This window comes from Microbulbifer sp. CNSA002, from assembly GCF_047324085.1.
In the GTDB taxonomy this organism is placed as follows: domain Bacteria; phylum Pseudomonadota; class Gammaproteobacteria; order Pseudomonadales; family Cellvibrionaceae; genus Microbulbifer.
In genome coordinates this window covers 3,877,501-3,895,516 of the sequence record NZ_CP172449.1, presented here as the reverse complement: position 1 = coordinate 3,895,516, position 18,016 = coordinate 3,877,501, and the positions used below count along the sequence as shown (strand labels likewise).

15 protein-coding genes (1 of these 15 cut by a window edge) are annotated in these 18,016 nt (G+C 50.7%); 12 read left to right on the top strand and 3 right to left on the bottom strand.

Going from position 1 to position 18,016, the window contains the following annotated elements; all coding sequences use genetic code 11:
- Positions 1 to 117 precede the first annotated feature (117 nt).
- Together ACG1BZ_RS17225 and ACG1BZ_RS17220 are read left to right on the top strand one after the other, a co-directional pair.
- Positions 118 to 906, top strand: coding sequence for a TauD/TfdA family dioxygenase (locus ACG1BZ_RS17225; RefSeq protein ID WP_413662893.1), 789 nt, complete (start codon positions 118 to 120; stop codon positions 904 to 906).
- A gap of 54 nt (positions 907 to 960) precedes the next feature.
- Positions 961 to 1,680 (top strand): sulfite exporter TauE/SafE family protein, encoded by a 720-nt coding sequence (locus ACG1BZ_RS17220; protein WP_413662892.1) that lies wholly within the window; start codon positions 961 to 963, stop codon positions 1,678 to 1,680.
- Positions 1,681 to 1,722: 42 nt separating this feature from the next.
- Here the strand turns inward: ACG1BZ_RS17220 and ACG1BZ_RS17215 are convergent, their stop codons facing one another.
- Positions 1,723 to 2,328: a tRNA-uridine aminocarboxypropyltransferase gene (locus ACG1BZ_RS17215; protein ID WP_413662891.1), complete on the bottom strand. Its 606-nt coding sequence runs from the start codon at positions 2,326 to 2,328 to the stop codon at positions 1,723 to 1,725.
- Between the two features lie 31 nt (positions 2,329 to 2,359).
- On the opposite strand from ACG1BZ_RS17215, the gene ACG1BZ_RS17210 reads away from it, so the two are divergent.
- Positions 2,360 to 2,794, top strand: coding sequence for a GNAT family N-acetyltransferase (locus tag ACG1BZ_RS17210; protein WP_413662890.1), 435 nt, complete (start codon positions 2,360 to 2,362; stop codon positions 2,792 to 2,794).
- 162 nt (positions 2,795 to 2,956) lie between these two features.
- Here the strand turns inward: ACG1BZ_RS17210 and ACG1BZ_RS17205 are convergent, their stop codons facing one another.
- Both ACG1BZ_RS17205 and ACG1BZ_RS17200 read right to left on the bottom strand, forming a co-directional pair.
- Positions 2,957 to 5,689 (bottom strand): discoidin domain-containing protein, encoded by a 2,733-nt coding sequence (locus ACG1BZ_RS17205; RefSeq protein WP_413662889.1) that lies wholly within the window; start codon positions 5,687 to 5,689, stop codon positions 2,957 to 2,959.
- A gap of 518 nt (positions 5,690 to 6,207) precedes the next feature.
- Positions 6,208 to 8,241: a family 16 glycosylhydrolase gene (locus tag ACG1BZ_RS17200; protein WP_413662888.1), complete on the bottom strand. Its 2,034-nt coding sequence runs from the start codon at positions 8,239 to 8,241 to the stop codon at positions 6,208 to 6,210.
- A gap of 709 nt (positions 8,242 to 8,950) precedes the next feature.
- Here ACG1BZ_RS17200 and ACG1BZ_RS17195 point away from each other — a divergent pair.
- From ACG1BZ_RS17195 to alaS, 9 genes are all read left to right on the top strand, one after another.
- Positions 8,951 to 9,463, top strand: a complete 513-nt coding sequence (locus ACG1BZ_RS17195) for a CinA family protein (RefSeq protein WP_413662887.1) — start codon at positions 8,951 to 8,953, stop codon at positions 9,461 to 9,463.
- Between the two features lie 174 nt (positions 9,464 to 9,637).
- Entirely contained in the window at positions 9,638 to 10,672 is a 1,035-nt protein-coding gene (gene recA / locus ACG1BZ_RS17190; RefSeq protein ID WP_108735301.1) for a recombinase RecA, read from the top strand.
- Positions 10,673 to 11,158, top strand: a complete 486-nt coding sequence (locus ACG1BZ_RS17185) for a regulatory protein RecX (protein WP_413662886.1) — start codon at positions 10,673 to 10,675, stop codon at positions 11,156 to 11,158.
- 100 nt (positions 11,159 to 11,258) lie between these two features.
- Positions 11,259 to 12,737 carry a glycerol kinase GlpK gene (gene glpK, locus ACG1BZ_RS17180; RefSeq protein ID WP_413662885.1) on the top strand — a complete coding sequence of 493 codons (1,479 nt, stop codon included), beginning with the start codon at positions 11,259 to 11,261 and terminating at the stop codon, positions 12,735 to 12,737.
- A gap of 48 nt (positions 12,738 to 12,785) precedes the next feature.
- A complete protein-coding gene (locus ACG1BZ_RS17175; RefSeq protein WP_413662884.1) occupies positions 12,786 to 13,796 on the top strand; it encodes a class I fructose-bisphosphate aldolase in 1,011 nt (336 codons plus the stop codon).
- A 39-nt stretch (positions 13,797 to 13,835) separates the two neighbouring features.
- Complete coding sequence (locus tag ACG1BZ_RS17170; protein ID WP_413662883.1) at positions 13,836 to 14,669, top strand: alpha/beta hydrolase; 834 nt, start codon at positions 13,836 to 13,838, stop codon at positions 14,667 to 14,669.
- Positions 14,670 to 14,808: 139 nt separating this feature from the next.
- Positions 14,809 to 14,994 carry a Trm112 family protein gene (locus ACG1BZ_RS17165; protein ID WP_108734085.1) on the top strand — a complete coding sequence of 62 codons (186 nt, stop codon included), beginning with the start codon at positions 14,809 to 14,811 and terminating at the stop codon, positions 14,992 to 14,994.
- Positions 14,995 to 14,998: 4 nt separating this feature from the next.
- Positions 14,999 to 15,346 carry a histidine triad nucleotide-binding protein gene (locus tag ACG1BZ_RS17160; RefSeq protein WP_413662882.1) on the top strand — a complete coding sequence of 116 codons (348 nt, stop codon included), beginning with the start codon at positions 14,999 to 15,001 and terminating at the stop codon, positions 15,344 to 15,346.
- A gap of 72 nt (positions 15,347 to 15,418) precedes the next feature.
- Positions 15,419 to 18,016: the 5' portion of an alanine--tRNA ligase gene (alaS, locus tag ACG1BZ_RS17155; RefSeq protein ID WP_413662881.1), read on the top strand. Its footprint extends 12 nt past the window's final position; 2,598 of the gene's 2,610 nt are visible here — the first part of the coding sequence; its start codon is at positions 15,419 to 15,421; the stop codon falls past the right edge of the window.

The following is an 18,016-nucleotide window of genomic DNA, read 5'->3' as shown; positions in this document are numbered from 1 at the left end:
AGACTTATGAGTTTGGTACATGTGTGATATTTGGCATAAAGATTGCTCCTTTTATCTTGTGGGTAGAAGTTCATATAGTGGGAATCGTAAAGGAATTGTTCATCAAGGGAGCTGAAAATGTCGTCACTCTATTTTTCATCGCATGCCATGCCACTTAGAGTCCCAAGTTACTGCTGCTTTGAACTTGGGTCCTGTTCGGACATAGAGTATGAAAGTTATAAGATAGCCCTGTTTAAAAAGGGGATTGCGCTTATCCATCTCAAATTTTCTGATGACTCTGCTGAAGTGATGGAGGATATTGTCAACACCATTGGGTTGGTACATGAGCATGATTCTATGGGGCGAACGGTTTGGGATGTGAGGATTGGTGGTGAGACAGGCGATGAGGCATTGGCTATATCTCATAGTGATAGAGAATTCTTCTTGCACAATGACGGTGCTTTTGAATCGGAGATGCCTGGCTACTTTGGTCTCTTCGTTGTGCACGCTGATATGCATGGAGGCGGAGAAAATATTCTTGTCTGTGCCGACAGGATAATCGAGAGCCTCTCCGATAAAACCTTCCAGGTGCTTTCACATAGTAAGTTTAAACTGCGTGTTCCTGAAGAATTTCGGAAGTCGTCTGAGTTTATAGAGGCATCCTTAATTGATGAGAGCCATGGTTTCAGATACAGGTATGATATTATCGAGCGTGAGTATTGCTCTTCAGACGAGCTTGATGCTTTACGTGAGCTGGAGCTAAAAATATCGTTGCCACATAATATGTTTAAGGTTAGGTTGAATAATAATCAGATATTGTTGTTAGATAATCGACGATACCTTCACGCAAGAACAGGAATTAAGGATAGGAAAAGGCACCTTAAACGAATACGTTTTAATATGCCTGCTATATCGAGGGTTGCTTAACGAGTGGTCATAGAGATAGTTATAGTTGGTTTGTTGCTTATTCTGGTAGCAGGTATGGCTCACGGAGCATTGGGATTTGGTTTCCCAATGCTTGCGACGCCTATTCTGGCACTTGCTTATGATTTGAAAACGGCGGTGGTGTTAACCATCTTGCCGTCGCTTATGGTAATTATATCCAGTCTTTATAAGTGCCGAGATTATAGGATTAATTTTTCTAAATATAGTTTAGTAATATTATTGGTGTCTCTTGGAAGCCTTGCCGGAACATGGCTGTTAACCTGGGCAAATCCGGATATTCTCAAGTTGTTACTGGCGGTATCAATCTTGATTTACCTGTTTTCCAATCGTTTAAGGGGTTATCTGTCTAAATTCTCCAGTCGGCCAGTACTTTTTCCTGTCATTATGGGCGGCTTGGCTGGGGTGATTGGTGGCGCGACTAATGCGATTGCGCCTCTACTGATGATTTACTTATTGGAAGTTGCCAGATCATCAAAGGAAGTAATCCTTATTTCCAATATCTGTTTCTTGATTGGCAAGCTGATACAGCTTTCTGTACTTTCAGTTTACTTGAGTTTTGATGATTTGGAGTTGATGTCGCTATCTGCAATTACCGTATTTGCATATTTTGGACTAATTATTGGATTTAAGCTTCAATCGAGGATTGATGAAGAGCGATATCGATCGATTATTCGATATGCCTTATCAATTTTTATGTGCGTGCTAACCTATCAGGGGGTTTCCAATTTGATATTTCCTGATGGAGTAATTGTTTAGGTTCTTTGCTTGAGGCCTCACTGACTGTGAGTATCAAATGCCCTAAGTTGGCTCTGCTGAATAGCTCTGCTGTTGCAGGCTAATCATCTTTTCAAATGGTTGCAGAAGCTTGGAATACTCATTTTTATCTTCAAGTCGAGTCATAGCCAAGGCAATACTTTCAATGGTTGACAGACCATCCGCAACGGTGGTTTTCCGAATTGCGTAGTTGGATTTCAAGTCCCCACTGAGATTGACTCTTGGAAGCTGTTGTAGCTTGGGGTTCAGGTGAAGAATCTTTTTAGATTTTTTCCAAGTCGCATCAATAACAATTAGCTGTTCAATCTTTTCCAGCTGATTCTGGTGGCTAGGGGTATTGTTCCCTTCAGCTAATTGGGGTGTTTGGGGTAGCCATGATAGTGACGGATAGAGTAGAGCGCTGGGTGTATCGAGTAGCCTGTCCAGCTGATGATTAGGAAGGGTTTCAGAGATAAGCATTTCGCTGTTATTTAAACACAGGTGCGCCATACGCCCGGTATTGAACGGGTGCTTCTCTTCTTGTGGGTGCTGTATGATCACCACTTTTATGGTATTAGCCAGGCTCACCAACGCACTGCAATAACAGACATTGGGCGGGCGCAGGCAGGTGCTACAGGTCTCTCTGGGCATTTTTCTACTTCAGGGGTACAGGGGCAGGTTTATGGCGAAAACGCAGCCTTCTAATAGTGTTCAGTGGCTGGCAGATATAGAGATTCCGCTAGCGAACAAATTTTATCGCATGTATGGATTTCGTGGCAAAGCCAAACGCCATGAGGACTGCGGGATAGTGCGCGGCGAACGGGGGGAGGTGATTGCCTGCGGTTATTTGCGGCGCTATGAGAGCTTTAAGCTCCTGGCCGGAGTTGCTGTTGCACCAGATCATCAAGGGCAGGGTGTTGCAAGGCAGCTGCTGACGCTCCTTGCTGAACGTTTTGATAGTGACACCTATACATTTCCCTACGACCACTTAGAGCCTTTTTACTGCTCTTTGGGGTTTGAGAGGATTGAAGTGAATGAGTTAATTGGCCCTGTTGGGGATTTATTCCGCGGTTACGTGAAGCAGGGGCGCTCGATTCTGGCGATGGTCTACCGTTAGCCTTGGGAAGGTTATTATTTTCAGGTTGGCTTTGAATTAGAAAGAATTACTGTGAAAAGGTGTGTAGTACCTCTAGCTTTGGAATTTTAGTTCTTTCGGGGACAGATTATAGGTAGGGCAGCACTGTAAAAGTGCTGCCCGAGTTGCTACTACCAGCAGCTATTAGTAAGTGCTAATTTCCCAAATGGAGTAGCCGTACACGGTATTGCGTTCGGTGCAGTCAATCTTCAGGTAACGGTAGTTTCCCTCTACGGTGATTGCGTCGGTGCGTTCACCGTTTCCCATTCCAGAAAATGACTCAACAGTTGTCCAGTTGCTGCCATCGGTACTGCCGAGCAGAGTGTAGGCAGCCGCATTGGCCGTTTCCCAGTCGATATTGAGGGTGCCAATGGACTGTACAGAGCCCAAGTCATAAGTCAGGCTGACATTGTCCACACCGTGGGCGCTCTCCCAGCGGGTATTGCTATCTCCGTCGATTGCCAGTTCAGCACTTTGCAGTTCAGAGGTTGCAGAGATACTTGAAGCCTGACCGTCACCACCAGTTAAGCCCAGCTCCCAGATGGAGTAGCCATAGCTTGTGCTGCGCTCAGTGAAGTACAGGCGCACATATCGATAGTTTCCACTCAGGGAGTGCTCATCGGTTCTCTCTCCAGCGCTACCACCACTAAAGCTGGCCAATGTGGTCCAGGAAATAGTGTCGTTACTGCCTTGTACCGCATAGGTCGCAGCGTTGGCGGTTTCCCAGTCGATTGTCAGGGTGTTCAGAGCTTCTGCCTCACCCAGGTCCAGTAGTACCCATACTGAGTCACCGCCATGGGCGCTTTCCCAGCGGGTGCTGCTGTTGTCATCAACTGCATTTGCGATGGGCTGGATTTCGTTGCTGGCGGTGACGGTAGCCTGTGCAATCAGGTCCTGGCTGCCAGCTTCACCGCTATCGCCAGAGCCTTCGCCGTCGTCCTCGTCGCCTCCACTATCGGAATCGTCACCGGAGTCATCGTTGCCGCCAGTACCGCCAGAGAAGTAGATATTGTCGATCTCGATATCGCTGATTTCTCCATCCACGCCTAGAAGCTCGAATAGTTGAACCACGTTAGACATGTCTACTTCGTCACTGAAGTCGCTTACGGGGATAGAGATCTGGTGCCACTGGCCATCCCGTGCGAAACCGTAGGGATCGGCGCCATTGGCAAAGTCAATCCACTTTTGTTCTACATCGTCAATGCTGCCGCTCTTCATGCCGATCTTAAAGGTCGTGGTGGAGCTGCTTTTCAAAGCAAAATTGAGCGTGGCGGTATCGTTGTCGAAGGCTGACATGTCGTAGTAATAGTCAGCAGTGAAAGCCATACCAAACCAGCCAGCACCTGCGGAGGTGTAGGACAGGGATTCAGAGCCTTCGTAGGGGGAAGGAGAAGTCTCGATCAGGGTTTCGCCCCAGATATACAGATTGCCATCAGTGCCCAGTTCGAAACTGGAGTCTGCCTCGGTGTTTTCACTGTATAGGGAGAAGGTGCCGCTTGGTGTGGTTTTTTCGACGCTCTCACTAAAGTAAATATCGTCAATGGACAGGGTGAAGGCTTCTGATGGCCCATCTCCGCGTACCATAAATGCCTGGCTAATGGTGTTGTAGTCCACCCCAAATTTGCTCAGGGGGATACTCACCTCGTGCCATTGCCCATCCCGTTCCAGGCCAAAAGTATCGCCTTCTACGCTCAGGTCCACCCAGGACTCACCACCGCTGGTACTGTTGATACCGATGCCGATAGTCTCTTCGCTAGTGGTTTTCATGCGGAAGTTCAGGTGACCATTTTGATAGTTCATCAAATTCAGGTCGTAGTGCATCCATACACCCATGCCATACCATTCGCCGGTATCGATTTGGAACTCCAGGGCATCACTCTCGTCGACGCTGGATTGGCTTTCCATATTGTTCCAGACGTAGAGCTCAATATCAGTTCCAAACGTCAGGGATTCGGAAATATCGCTGCTGTCCCCGAACACGCCCAGGTTGCCGCTTTTTGCGGTATCGGTAGCCAGGGAGAGCTCGGTGCTGTAGCTGCTGTCATCGTTGTCGTAGATACGTACGTAGTCAACATACATTTTCGCGGGCATTGGGGCAGTGATCTCGCTGTTGTCATAGATCTGCGGGAAGATGCCACCTACTGCCAGGTTGAGAATTAAAAAGTTATGCTGGCGAAATTCATCGAATGCGGAATCACTGGTATCCGTCAAAGCTGCGATTTGGTTGGATTCGTCATCCACCCACATAACGATGCTATCGGGCGTCCAGGTCATACCGAAGATATGGTAATCCTCGGTGAGGTCGGAGCTGGAACCGAAGTCCTCAACCAGGTTTTGCGATACACCATAATCTGCTTGCCCGGTGTAGTCGTCGGACTCGTGCCACCAGTGGAAGGCTCCGGAAATTTCAGAATTTACGACGCCGGCTTCTAGCGCTTCGGCCATACCCGCTTCGAGAATATCCAGTTCGCCACAGGCAGGCCAGCCGGCTTGACCGTAGTCGCTACCCAGTTGCCAGAATGCTGGCCATAATCCCGCATCCAAATCCGGCAATTTAATTCGAGCTTCAATGGTTCCGTATTTGTAGGACAGACGCCCGAGAGACTTTAGGCGAGCAGAAGTAAAACTGCCGTCACTTTCCTGTACGGCCTGAATAATCAGGTTACCGTCTTCGACATAAGCGTTGTCGCTATCATCGGTATAATTTTGTAACTCGTTGTTACCCCAGCCGGAGTTGCCAACATCGTAGGTCCAGACGGAGGTGTCGATAGTGTCTCCGTCAAAATTATCTTCCCAGACCAAAGTTTTTGCATTGGCTATTGAGGACACAAAGGTGCCGACAATAGCTGCGGCTATCGCTGATTTTTTAATAATCATAATTTTCTTTCGTTGTTAATTATTTATAAGAATAAAACGCCTGATAGGAATGGTGTGGCTCAGTCAAATGTTGCTTGTGGATTTAATGAATGCAGATTACTTAAATTGTAATTGCCTGAAATTCACGCGAAAAACAGGTGCTGGTCACGGGCAAAGCCTAGCAAAACGATTGTTCCACAGGAAAGCGAATCTGGCCCCCTTGTCGTAGTTGTAGTCCTGTTTGTCGCATACGCTTGAAAATTTATTTTCTTGTAATTTTTTTACAAGAAAATAAATTCCTTTTTGTGTTTTTGTTTGCAAATGTTTTGTGCGGGAATTCTGTTTTTGATCTTTCTGTGTTGGGCAAAAGTGCAAGCAAATTTAATCTGGATTTATTGTTGTTGTGCTTCCCCTCACACAGGATCATATCTTTAAAAGATAATATCTGCCGGCAGACAGGGCGGGTTTTGATGCTGGTGAAAAAATTGGGTGGCGTAAAAAAGAAAAGGGCGCTGCTATTTAGCGGCGCCCTTGTATTTTTAATGTCTACGGGGTCCCTGTGCGCATCGTGCAGGTGGGGTGCAGTTTCCATGGCGATGCTTGTGCCTTTTATGATGAGGGTGGCACTTGTGGGAGTGTGGACGACAGTTGTCATTACTATCGCTGTCTGAGCTTCCGCCGGAGAAATAGATATCGTCAATTTCAATATCGCTGATATCTCCATCAACGCCCAGTAGCTCAAATAGTTGGATAACATTTGACATATCTACTTCACTACTGAAATCAGAAACGGGGATTGATACCTGGTGCCACTCGCCATCCCGTGCGAATTCATAAGGATCGGAACCGCTGGCAAATTCAATCCACTGCTGGCCAATATCGCTGACACTACCGCTCTTCATGCCAATCTTAAAGGTGGTTTCTGAGCTGGTTTTCAGGGCGAAATTCAGCGTTGCAGTATCATTATCGAAGGCGGATAGATCGTAGTAGCTGTCGGCAGTAAATGCCATTCCGAACCAGCCGGCCCCGGAGGAGTAATAGGAGAGGGATTCTTCACCTTCGAATGGGGTTTGAGTGGCCTCCAGCAGGGTATCGCCCCAAATATACAGGTTGCCATCAGTTCCCAGTGTGAAAGTTGAATTGGCCTCTGCAGTTTCGGTGTAGAGAGAAAAGACACCGGTCGGGGCTGTTTTTTCCACACTTTCGCTAAAGTAGATATCGTCAATGGACAGAACAAAATCTTCAGAGGCGGCATCACCTCGAATCATAAACGCCTGACTGATAGTGTTGAAGTCCACTCCCAATTTACTCAGGGGGATACTTACCTGATGCCATTCGCCATCGCGCTCCAGGCCGTAGGTATCATCACCATCCACCAGATCTACCCAGGCATCTCCGCCACCAGTACTGGAAATACCAATGCCGATAGTCTGGCTGCTGGTGGTTTTCATTTTGAAATTAAGATGACCGTTTTCGTAGTTCATTAGGTTTAGGTCATAGTGCATCCAGAAGCCCATGCCGAACCATTCACCAGCGGTAATATCAAACTGGAGGGCTTCATCACCCTCGGCAGCTTCGGCGCTGACAGTAGCTGACATGCTGTTTTGGTTCCAGACATACAGCTCGGTATCGGTGCCAAGCTGCAAGGATTCGGAGAGGTTGCTGCCCTCGGAAAATACGCCGATATCACCTGTTTTGGCGGTGTCTTCAGCCAGGGAGATTTCTGTGCTGTAGCTGCTGTCGTCGTTATCGTAGATGCGAACATAGTCTACATACATTTTGGCGGGCATCGGTGCGGTGATTTCACTGTTAGCGTAAATCTCTGGGAAGACGCCGCCTACCGCTAAGTTCAGGATCAGGAAGTGGTGTTGACGGAACTCGTCAAATGCGGGGTCTTCACTGCCGATGCTAATAATTTCATTGGCTTCGTCGTCAACCCACATAACGATACTGTCCGGTGTCCAGGTCATACCGAAAATATGGTAGTCCTCAGTGAGGTCAGTGCTGGAGCCGAAGTCATCAATAAGGTTTTTCGATTGACCGTAGTCCGCCTGGCCGGTGTAGTCATCGGATTCATGCCACCAATGGAAAGCGCCGGAAACTTCTGAGTTGACCGTGCCGGCACTGAGAGCGTCGGCCATGCCCGCCTCGAGAATATCCAGTTCGCCGCAAGCGGGCCAGCCCACTTGGCCGTAGTCGCCACCCAGCTGCCAGAAGGCAGGCCACAATCCGGCATCCAGGTCAGGTAATTTAATGCGGGCTTCAATGGTGCCATATTTATAAGTCATACGACCCAGGGATTTCAGGCGGGCGGAAGTAAAACTGCCGTCGTCGTTTTGCAGTGCTTGAATAATAAGGTTGCCATCTTCGACATAGGCATTGGCACTATCGTCGGTGTAGGTTTGCAGCTCATTGTTACCCCAGCCTGAATTGCCCACATCGTAAGTCCAAACGGACTTATCAATACTGTCGCCGTCGAAATTATCTTCCCAGACCAAAGTTTTTGAATTGGCAAGTGAGGACACACAGGCGCCTACAATAGCAGCCGCGATCGCTGATTTTTTTAAATTCATGATTTTGTCTTTCTTTAATTATCTATGGGGGTGCCAACTTCATTGTATTTTTATAATGGCGGTGATCTGCCACGATGATTAATACTTGTTGGGCTTGGGGATTTATCTGCTTTTTTATTGTGATATTTATATATTCAGTACAGCAGTAACAGACTAACAAAAAGCCGATTGTTGCATAGGGAAAGCCCGGGCCCTTTATCGTGAGACTGGTCCAACTTATCGCATATACAAAATTTTTCTGCTTTAAAATTAGAATCAGCCAGTGTGTATTAATGTGTTTTTACATTGTTTACGTTTTTATTTTTAAATTTGCTGTTGCTTATTGGATTGCCCGCTTGAAATTATTTGCTGATTTAAGACCCCTTTTAAAATTTAAATTCTAATTTGAAGGTGGGCCGGCGGCGGAAATTAGAATTGGCAGCCTGGCTCCCATAGGTAGTTTTATTTTCTAGAGTGCTGCCGCCGCTTGCGAGCGCTTCGACAGCGTGAGATTTATCTTTTGGTGCCGGCGCCGGTGTGCAGCCGGCGTGGATTGATTTTTTGAAGGGGTTGTGGCTTCACCACTGAGAGGCGGTTGTATATTTGGTATGGGGCAGCTTACTTAAAGTGGAATTTGTAAGCTTGCTGCAGGTCGGCACCCAGAATAAGAGCCCACTTCTGTGCTGTAATATTTGGTTGTGGCCCAGGAGCGGTTGAATAGGAAGAAACGGTGGAATACAGAGAGATAATTGAGCTTGCCAGAGAGTTGGGCGGGGAGCTGGAAAAGAGAGATTGGCGTGTGACGTCGGCAGAATCTTGCACCGGTGGTGCGATTGCGGCGGCTATTACCTCTATAGCGGGTGCTTCGAATTGGTTTGATGGATCGATCGTGAGCTATGCGAATCGTATCAAGAACGGTGTTCTGGGTGTCGACAGCAATGATCTCAAGCAGTTTGGGGCAGTGAGTGAGCCGGTCGTCCGGCAGATGGCTTGTGGGGTTCTGGCGATGATGGATGCCAATCTCGCCGTTGCGGTCAGTGGTATCGCAGGGCCTGATGGTGGCACTGCCGAGAAGCCGGTAGGTACAGTTTGGATCGCCTGGGCCCATGCGGAGGGGCAAGAGCCAGTGCAGATTGATGCGAAGTGTTTTCTGTTCAGTGGTAACCGGGCAGAGGTGCAATCGCAGACGGTCGTTGAGGCGCTGAAGGGAATGTTAAAGGTTGTCCGTGAGCACCCGGTTTGAACCTGTCCGCCGGGTCAATCTTTGTTCGTTTGCTCCAGCTTCAGACTTCTTTTTGAAGCGAGGCTCGCTCAGCCTGAAGCTGGTACTCAGTATGAGGAATTACTGGTTGCCTATACAGTAATCCTTCGTTAAGCTTGCCACCACTCAATTCAGCTCAGAAATACGGGAATGGTCATGGATTCCAATAAAGACAAGGCATTAAAAGCGGCGCTATCTCAGATTGAACGTCAGTTCGGTAAAGGCACTGTGATGCGTATGGGAGACAAGGAGCGCGAGCGTATTCCTGCGATCTCCACCGGCTCCCTCGGCTTGGATGTGGCCCTGGGTATAGGCGGCTTGCCGCGTGGCCGTATCGTTGAAATCTATGGACCAGAATCCTCCGGTAAAACCACCCTCACCTTGCAGGTGATTGCCGAGGCCCAGCGCAATGGTGGTACTTGTGCTTTCGTAGATGCTGAGCACGCCCTCGACCCTATCTATGCTGAAAAACTGGGTGTCAACGTCGATGAGTTGATCGTATCCCAGCCGGATACCGGTGAGCAGGCTCTGGAAGTTGCCGATATGCTAGTGCGCTCCGGTGCCGTTGATGTGCTGGTAGTGGACTCCGTTGCGGCCCTGACCCCGCGCGCTGAGATCGAAGGTGAGATGGGTGATTCCCACGTGGGCTTGCAGGCTCGTTTGATGTCCCAGGCTCTGCGTAAGCTCACTGGTAATATCAAGAACACCAACACCCTGGCAATCTTCATTAACCAGATTCGCATGAAGATCGGTGTTATGTTCGGCAGCCCTGAAACCACCACTGGTGGTAATGCCCTCAAGTTCTACTCTTCTGTGCGCTTGGATATCCGTCGTATCGGTTCCGTTAAGGATGGCGATGAGGTGGTGGGTAACGAAACCCGAGTGAAAGTGGTTAAGAACAAGGTAGCTCCTCCGTTTAAGCAGACCGAGTTCCAGATCATGTATGGCGAAGGCATTAACATGATTGGTGAAATCGTCGATTACGGCGTGAAGATGGGGCTGGTGGATAAAGCGGGGGCTTGGTACAGCTACAAGGGCGACAAGATTGGCCAGGGCAAGGCGAACGCTACCAAGTTCCTGCGCGATAACCCCGATATTCGCAACGAGATTGAAGGCCAGTTGCGTGCGCAGCTGCTCGGTGATTTAGTGCCTGCGACCCCTGAAGAGGCTGCGGAATTACCGGAAGAGTAAATGCCGTACTCAAAAGCGGATTTTTCCGTTGATCCAGCTCAAGCGCTTTTCAGCGCGGCGCTTGAGCTGTTGACCCGCCGCGAGCACTCCCGCCATGAATTGAGGCAAAAGCTCGCGGCAAAATTCCCCAGCGCCGATTTCGACACGCTTTTTGAGCGCCTACACGAACTCAACTATCAATCCGATCAACGCTTTGCCGAAGTTTTTGCCCGCTCCCGTGTCCAGCGCGGTCAGGGGCCGATGCGTATTCGCCAGGAGCTACAGCAGCGCGGCGTGCGCGGTGAACTAATTGCCCAGGCGCTGGATCAGTTGGAAGTGGATTGGTTTGAGTTAGCTGCGGAGATGCTTCAGAGAAAATACCGGGCCCCTATGAGCGCAGAGCTTCCACGGGATCAGTGGATGAAGGAGCGAGCGCGGCGCCAGCGATACCTGGCTTACCGGGGCTTCCCCACAGATGCGATTAGCTGGGCGCTGGACGGCAATTAATCGGGCTTATACTCTGACTACTATCTGAATGACTGGTCGATAGATTTCGGCCGTATTTTCAGGTACAGAAAGAGACTAAAAGAATAAGCGCGAGAACCCTATGATCCTGTCTATTGACCAGGGCACCACCGGTACCACGGCCTTTATCTTCGATAGTAAAGGCCACCTGATTGGTCGCAGTTACTCGGAAATTCCCAATCGTTATCCCCAGCCTGGCTGGGTTGAGCAGGATGCGGAAGAGATTTGGTCGGTAACTCTCCGGGTCTGTGCTGCAGCACTCCAGCGAGCAGGTGTTCGCGCATCGGATATCACCGCGGTGGGAATTACCAACCAGCGTGAGACCACGATCGTCTGGGATAGGTATACCGGTGAGCCGGTTTTTCCTGCGATTGTGTGGCAGTGCCGGCGCTCGGCAGAGGTATGCCGGGAGCTGGGGGAACTCGGCAGGTCTGATTGGTTGCGAGAGCGCAGTGGCCTATTGCTGGATGCTTACTTTTCCGCAAGTAAGTTGACTTGGCTGTTCCGCCGTAACCCGGATTTACTAACCCGAGCTCAAAATGGCGACCTGTGCTTCGGCACCGTAGATAGCTGGTTGATCTGGAAAATGAGCGGTGGCAAAGCCCATCTCACCGATCACACCAATGCCAGTCGCACCCTCCTGTACAACATAAAAGATAAAGCCTGGGATAGTGAGCTGCTGGATTTTTTCCAGTGCCCTGAATCCATTCTTCCAAGAATTCTACCGTCGGCTAGCCACTTTACCGATACAGACCCCCACGCTTTTCTCGGCACATCGGCTCCGATTTGTGGTGTTGCCGGGGATCAGCAGGCAGCACTGTTTGGCCAGGGTTGTACCGAGCCCGGTAGTATAAAAAACACCTATGGAACCGGCTGCTTTATGTTGGCTTTTGCCGGCGAGGATCGCCCGGAGCTTCCCCAGGGGTTGCTGGCTACAGTGGCCTGTGATGCCCAGGGTAATCCGGCCTATGCCGTAGAGGGTTCAGTTTTCACAGCGGGCTCCGCTATACAGTGGTTGCGGGACGAGATGGGAATGATCCAGCAGGCGGTGGATACCGAAATTATCGCCCAGAGTATTCCTCATACCCGCGGCGTTTATCTTGTGCCTGCATTTAGTGGGCTGGGTGCGCCGCACTGGGACCCATCGGCACGGGGGACTATTTGCGGCTTGAGTCGCGGGGCTGGTCGAGCTGAGGTGGTGCGTGCCACTTTGGAATCTATAGCTTACCAGAGTGATGAGCTGGCCCGCTTGATGGAGCAGGCCCTGGGCTTGCCGATTACCCATATGCGTGTGGATGGGGGTGCTTGCGCGAATAATTTCCTGATGCAATTCCAGGCGGATATTTCCTCTTTGCGTGTTGAACGGCCCCAGCAGATTGAATCGACGGCTATTGGTGCTGCGTTGCTGGCTGGTATTGGCAGTGGAACCTGGCGACCAAGGGAATTACCGGAGTGTTTGCAGGAAATTGAACGGGACTTTATGCCGGCAATGACTCAGGCGGAGAGGGAGCAGTTGTTGGCTGGTTGGCGGAGGGCGGTAAAAGCCTGTAAAGCTTTTTAGGCTGGACCGCCTATCCTCTTAGCGTAATAACCTAAGGGAGGGGTAGAGATGTCACATATTGATATGCTGGAGGAAACTGTAGCAACTTTGGTCGATGGTCAAAGAGGCATCCTGGCTGCGGATGAGAGTGGCGGCACTATTGCCAAGCGCTTTGCCACGATTGGATTGGATTCCACCGAGAAAAACCGGCGCGACTACCGTGCTGCGCTGCTGTCCTGTAAAGGGTTAGGTGAATGTGTCAGTGGCGTTATTTTGTTCGAGGAAACTCTGGGGCAAAAAGATGCCGAGGGTCAGCCCTTGCCGGAGGTGGCTGCGTCACAGGGGATAGTGCCGGGCATTAAGGTGGATAAGGGCAAGGGCCCTCTGCCTGGAGCGCCTGGGGATATGATCACCTACGGGCTGGACGGGTTGTCTGAGCGCTTGCAGCAATATAAAAAGCAAGGAGCTCGCTTCGCCAAGTGGCGTGAAGTCTACCCCATTGGCCATCACAACCCCACGGGCCTGGGGCTTACCGCAAATGCTGAGATGTTGGCCCGCTATGCAGCGGTATGCCAGGCCGAAGGGGTGGTTCCTATTGTGGAGCCAGAGGTTCTGATGAACGGTGGGCACGATATAGAGCGCAGTGCGGTGGTAAATGAGCGGGTTTGGCACTCTGTGTTCCACGCACTCCACCAGCACGGGGTAATACTGGAGCTGATGTTGCTCAAGCCCAGTATGGTAACCCCTGGTGCGGAGGCGGAAACGGCTGACCCTGAGCAGGTGGCCGAATATACCCTGCGCAGCTTGCGGCGAACGGTCCCCGCAGCAGTGCCGGGAATTAACTTTCTTTCCGGGGGGCAGGGGCCAGAAGAGGCCACAGCCAATCTCAATGCAATGAATCAGCAGGGTGGTGGCCCCTGGCAGTTGAGCTTTTCCTATGGGCGCGCACTACAAGAGCCAGCACTCGCTGCTTGGCAGGGGCGCCCGGAGAATGTTGAAGCAGCCCAGGAAGCGCTACTTAAACGGTCCCGCATGAATCATTTGGCCATGCTAGGCAGGTACCGCGAAACCCTGGAATAGCAAATAGCTAGCAAAATAATAATCAATAAGGAGATTGCAATGGAGTTTGTCACCAGGGGAGTGGCGCTGTATTACCGGCGCTGGTGGGTAGAAGAAGCTGTGGGTGTGGTAGTTATATCCCACGGTTTGGGAGAGCACAGTGGGCGTTACAGTGAGCTGGCGGAGGACCTCAATCGAGCAGGGTACAGTGTCTATGCCCTAGATCATTATGGCCATGGATTGTCGGATGGGAAGCGCGGGGATATTGAGGATTTTGCACTTTATAGTGAGGATCTAAATGAATTTATCTCCTTGGTAAAAAGTGGAAACCCCGGGCTTGGGATGCATCTTCTTGGCCACAGTATGGGAGCTGTTATCGCCTGTGGCTGTGCTATTCGATATAAGTCTGTCGACAGTTTAAATCTTTCCGCACCGGGCTTTCGCGGCAAAAGTGAGCCAAAAGGCCTTCTGTTATGGCTCGCGCTATTTTTGGCTCGCTGGTTTCCGGGGTTGGCTCTTTCCAGCCAGATAAATAGTCAGTGGATATCTCGTAGTCCGGATGTGGTCAAGCGGTATGTCAGTGATGAACTTGTGCATCACAGCATCTCTCTGCGCTGGTTTAAGACTTTTTTGCAGGAGCGGGAGTTTTTATCTGGCCGGTTGGATGGGATATCCATGCCTTGCCTTCTGTTATTGCCGGAATCAGACCATATTGTCGATGTGGAACTCAGCCGCAAGTGGTTTGGACAGGTGGGGTCAAAAAACAAGCAGTTGCACTGTTTCTCAAGGTCTTACCACGAGGTATTTAATGAAATAGAGGAGGGGCGTTTAGCCCGGGAGCTGCTACTTAGCCATCTCAATTCTGTTTCAGTAGAGACTGCTTCTGTCATATAAGGGTAAAAAAGCGCAAGGCCAGCAGGTGGCGCAGCAGAAGCTATGGCGAATACCGTGTAAAAGCGTATGAAGCATTGTATGATACGCGGTCATTTTTGCCCATCGGAAGTATTACCGAGGGAAAATAGTGGGGTGGAACATGGATAAAAAGTTGCTGAGCCTGTTGGTATGTCCGGTGAGTAAAGCACCGCTTGAATACCGGGAGGACACACAGGAGCTGGTCTGCAAGGCCAGCGGTCTAGCCTATCCGGTGCGGGACGGTATACCGGTAATGCTGGAATCTGAAGCGCGGCAGCTGACAGCCGAGGAAAAGCTGGAAAAGTAAACCAATGGGTGAACCCAGCGTTTTCAGTCAAATTATCTCGGGAGATATCCCTGCTGAGATGATCTACGAGGACGACCAATGTGTCGTTATTGAGGATCGCGCGCCACAAGCGCCGACCCATCTCCTCATTATCCCACGCAAACCCCTAGTAAATTTATCCGCTGCTCAGGCTGAAGATAAATCCCTGCTCGGCCACCTTATGTGGCTGGCGGCAGAACTGGGGCGCAAGCTGGGGCTCGAGGGCTATCGACTGGTAGTTAATAACGGTCGAAGCGCAGGTCAAACCGTATTTCACCTGCATGTTCACCTGCTTGCCCAAAAAAGAATGCCCGAACAAGGGCTGGCACAGTAGTGGAACAGAAGTGACACCGTGTCACTGACGCCAATCAAATAAAACTCAACTAACGAAGTGGAATTACGCCGGATGAAAAGCGCACAGATTCGCGACGCCTTTCTGAATTATTTTGCTGAGCAGGGCCATGCTATTGTGCCCTCCAGCTCCCTGGTTCCGGGCAATGACCCGACGCTGTTATTCACCAATGCCGGCATGGTGCAGTTTAAGGACACCTTCCTGGGGCAGGAAAAGCGTTCCTACAATCGCGCCACCAGTTCACAGCGCTGTGTGCGTGCAGGAGGCAAGCATAACGACCTCGAAAATGTCGGTTACACCGCACGGCACCACACGTTTTTTGAAATGCTCGGTAACTTTAGCTTCGGCGACTACTTCAAGCGCGAAGCGATTCGCTTTGCCTGGGAGTTCCTGACCAAAGTATTGAATTTGCCAGAGGAGCGTCTCTGGGTAACCGTACATATCAGCGATGATGAAGCCGCCGATATTTGGCTGAAGGAAATGGGAGTGAGTGCCGAGCGCTTCTCCCGTCTCGACGAGGATAACTTCTGGCAGATGGGTGACACTGGTCCCTGCGGTCCAAGTTCTGAGATTTTCTACGATCACGGTGCCGATGTGCCCGGCGGCCCTCCCGGTTCCGATAATGACGACCTCGATCGCTATATCGAGATCTGGAACCTGGTATTTATGCAGTATGAGCGCACCGCTGATGGTGAACTGCACCCACTGCCCAAGCCCTCAGTGGATACCGGCATGGGGCTGGAGCGTATTGCCGCTGTAATGCAGGGAGTACACTCCAATTATGAAATTGACTTGTTCCAAGCGCTGCTGAAGGCGGCGGGAGAAGTGGTTGGCTGCAGCGACCTGGAAGAGAAATCCCTGCGAGTGATCGCCGACCATATCCGCTCTTGTTCATTCTTGATTGCCGATGGCGTAATGCCTTCCAACGAAGGCCGTGGATTTGTACTTCGCCGCATTATTCGCCGCGCAGTGCGCCATGGTCACAAACTTGGGCACAAAGATGTCTTCTTCTACAAGCTGGTAGAGGCGCTCGCCGAGCAGATGGGTGACGCATACCCGGAGCTGCGTGAAAAGCAGCAGGTGATTGAGAATGCGCTGCGCAAAGAGGAAGAGCAGTTTGCGAAGACTCTGGATAAGGGAATGGCGCTGCTAGAAGATGCCCTGGCTTCCCTCGAAGGCAGTGAGATCCCCGGTGAGTTGGTATTTACTCTGCATGATACTTACGGCTTCCCGACAGACTTAACCCAGGATATTGCCCGTGAGCGCGGTCTATCCCTGGATATGGATGGATATGAAGCTGCTATGGAAGCCCAGCGCCAGAGAGCTCGCGCTGCCGGTAAATTTAAACAGGACTATACCGATGTCCTCGAACTGGAAGGGGCTACAGAGTTTCTCGGTTACAACGCGACCGAGGCAACAGGCAAAGTGTTGGCCATCGTTAAAGGTGGTGAGCAGGTTGAACGCTTGGAAGAAGGTGAAGAGGGTGCAATTGTTCTGGATCGGACTCCCTTCTACGCAGAGTCCGGTGGTCAGGTAGGTGATAGTGGCTATTTGAGTTCCGGTGATGCCCGCTTTGAAGTGCGCGACTGCACCAAGCAGAGCGCGCATCATTTGCATACTGGTAAGTTGTTGAAGGGAAGTATCGCTGTGGGCGAAACCCTTGAGGCAGTCGTATCAGCAGATGTTCGTCAATCCACCGCCCTGAATCACTCTGCAACCCATCTATTACATGCCGCCTTGCGCAAAGTGCTGGGCGAGCATGTCACCCAGAAGGGCTCCCTGGTGGACTCCGAGCGCCTGCGCTTTGACTTCTCCCACCCCGAAGCCGTAACGGCAAAGCAACTGCACGCGATTGAATCCCTGGTTAATAGCCAAATTCGCGCAAATACCCCAGTTGAAACTCACGAAACCGATATTGAGTCTGCAAAAGCGATGGGCGCTATGGCTCTATTTGGCGAAAAGTACGGCGATACTGTACGTGTACTTTCCATGGGCAAATCCGATGACAAGGCTTTTTCCGTTGAGTTGTGTGGCGGTACTCACGTGAAGCGCACCGGTGATATCGGTTTGATTCGCATTGTTGGGGAAAGCGGCATTGCTTCCGGCCAGCGTCGAATCGAAGCGGTTACTGGCGCTCACGCAATGTCTCTGTTCGATCAGGCACAGCAGCGTCTGGAGCATGTAGCGACTCTGCTTAAGGCGCGTCCGGACTCCTTGGCTGACAAAGTTGAACAGCTGCTGCTTAACAATCGAAAGCTGGAAAAAGAGATTGCCCAGTTAAAAACCAAGTTGGCCAGCGGTGCTGGTGGAGACCTTTCCACTCAGGCTATTGAATTGGCGGGCTTTAAGTTGCTGGCAACCTCTATTGACGGAGCTGACCCCAAATCACTGAGAGATTTGGCGGATCAAATGAAGAACAAGCTGGGCAGCGGCGTGGTGCTGCTGGCGGCTCCGGGCGATGAAAAGGTGGCTTTGGTTGCCGCAGTGACCCAAGACCTGACAGATCGGCTTTCTGCGGGTGACCTTATGCGCTTTGCTGCCGGGAAGCTGGGCGGCAAGGGTGGCGGTCGAAAAGACATGGCCCAGGGTGGTGGAACCGATGTGTCCGCGCTCCCTAATATGCTGAAAGAAGTGCCAAATTGGATTGAGCAA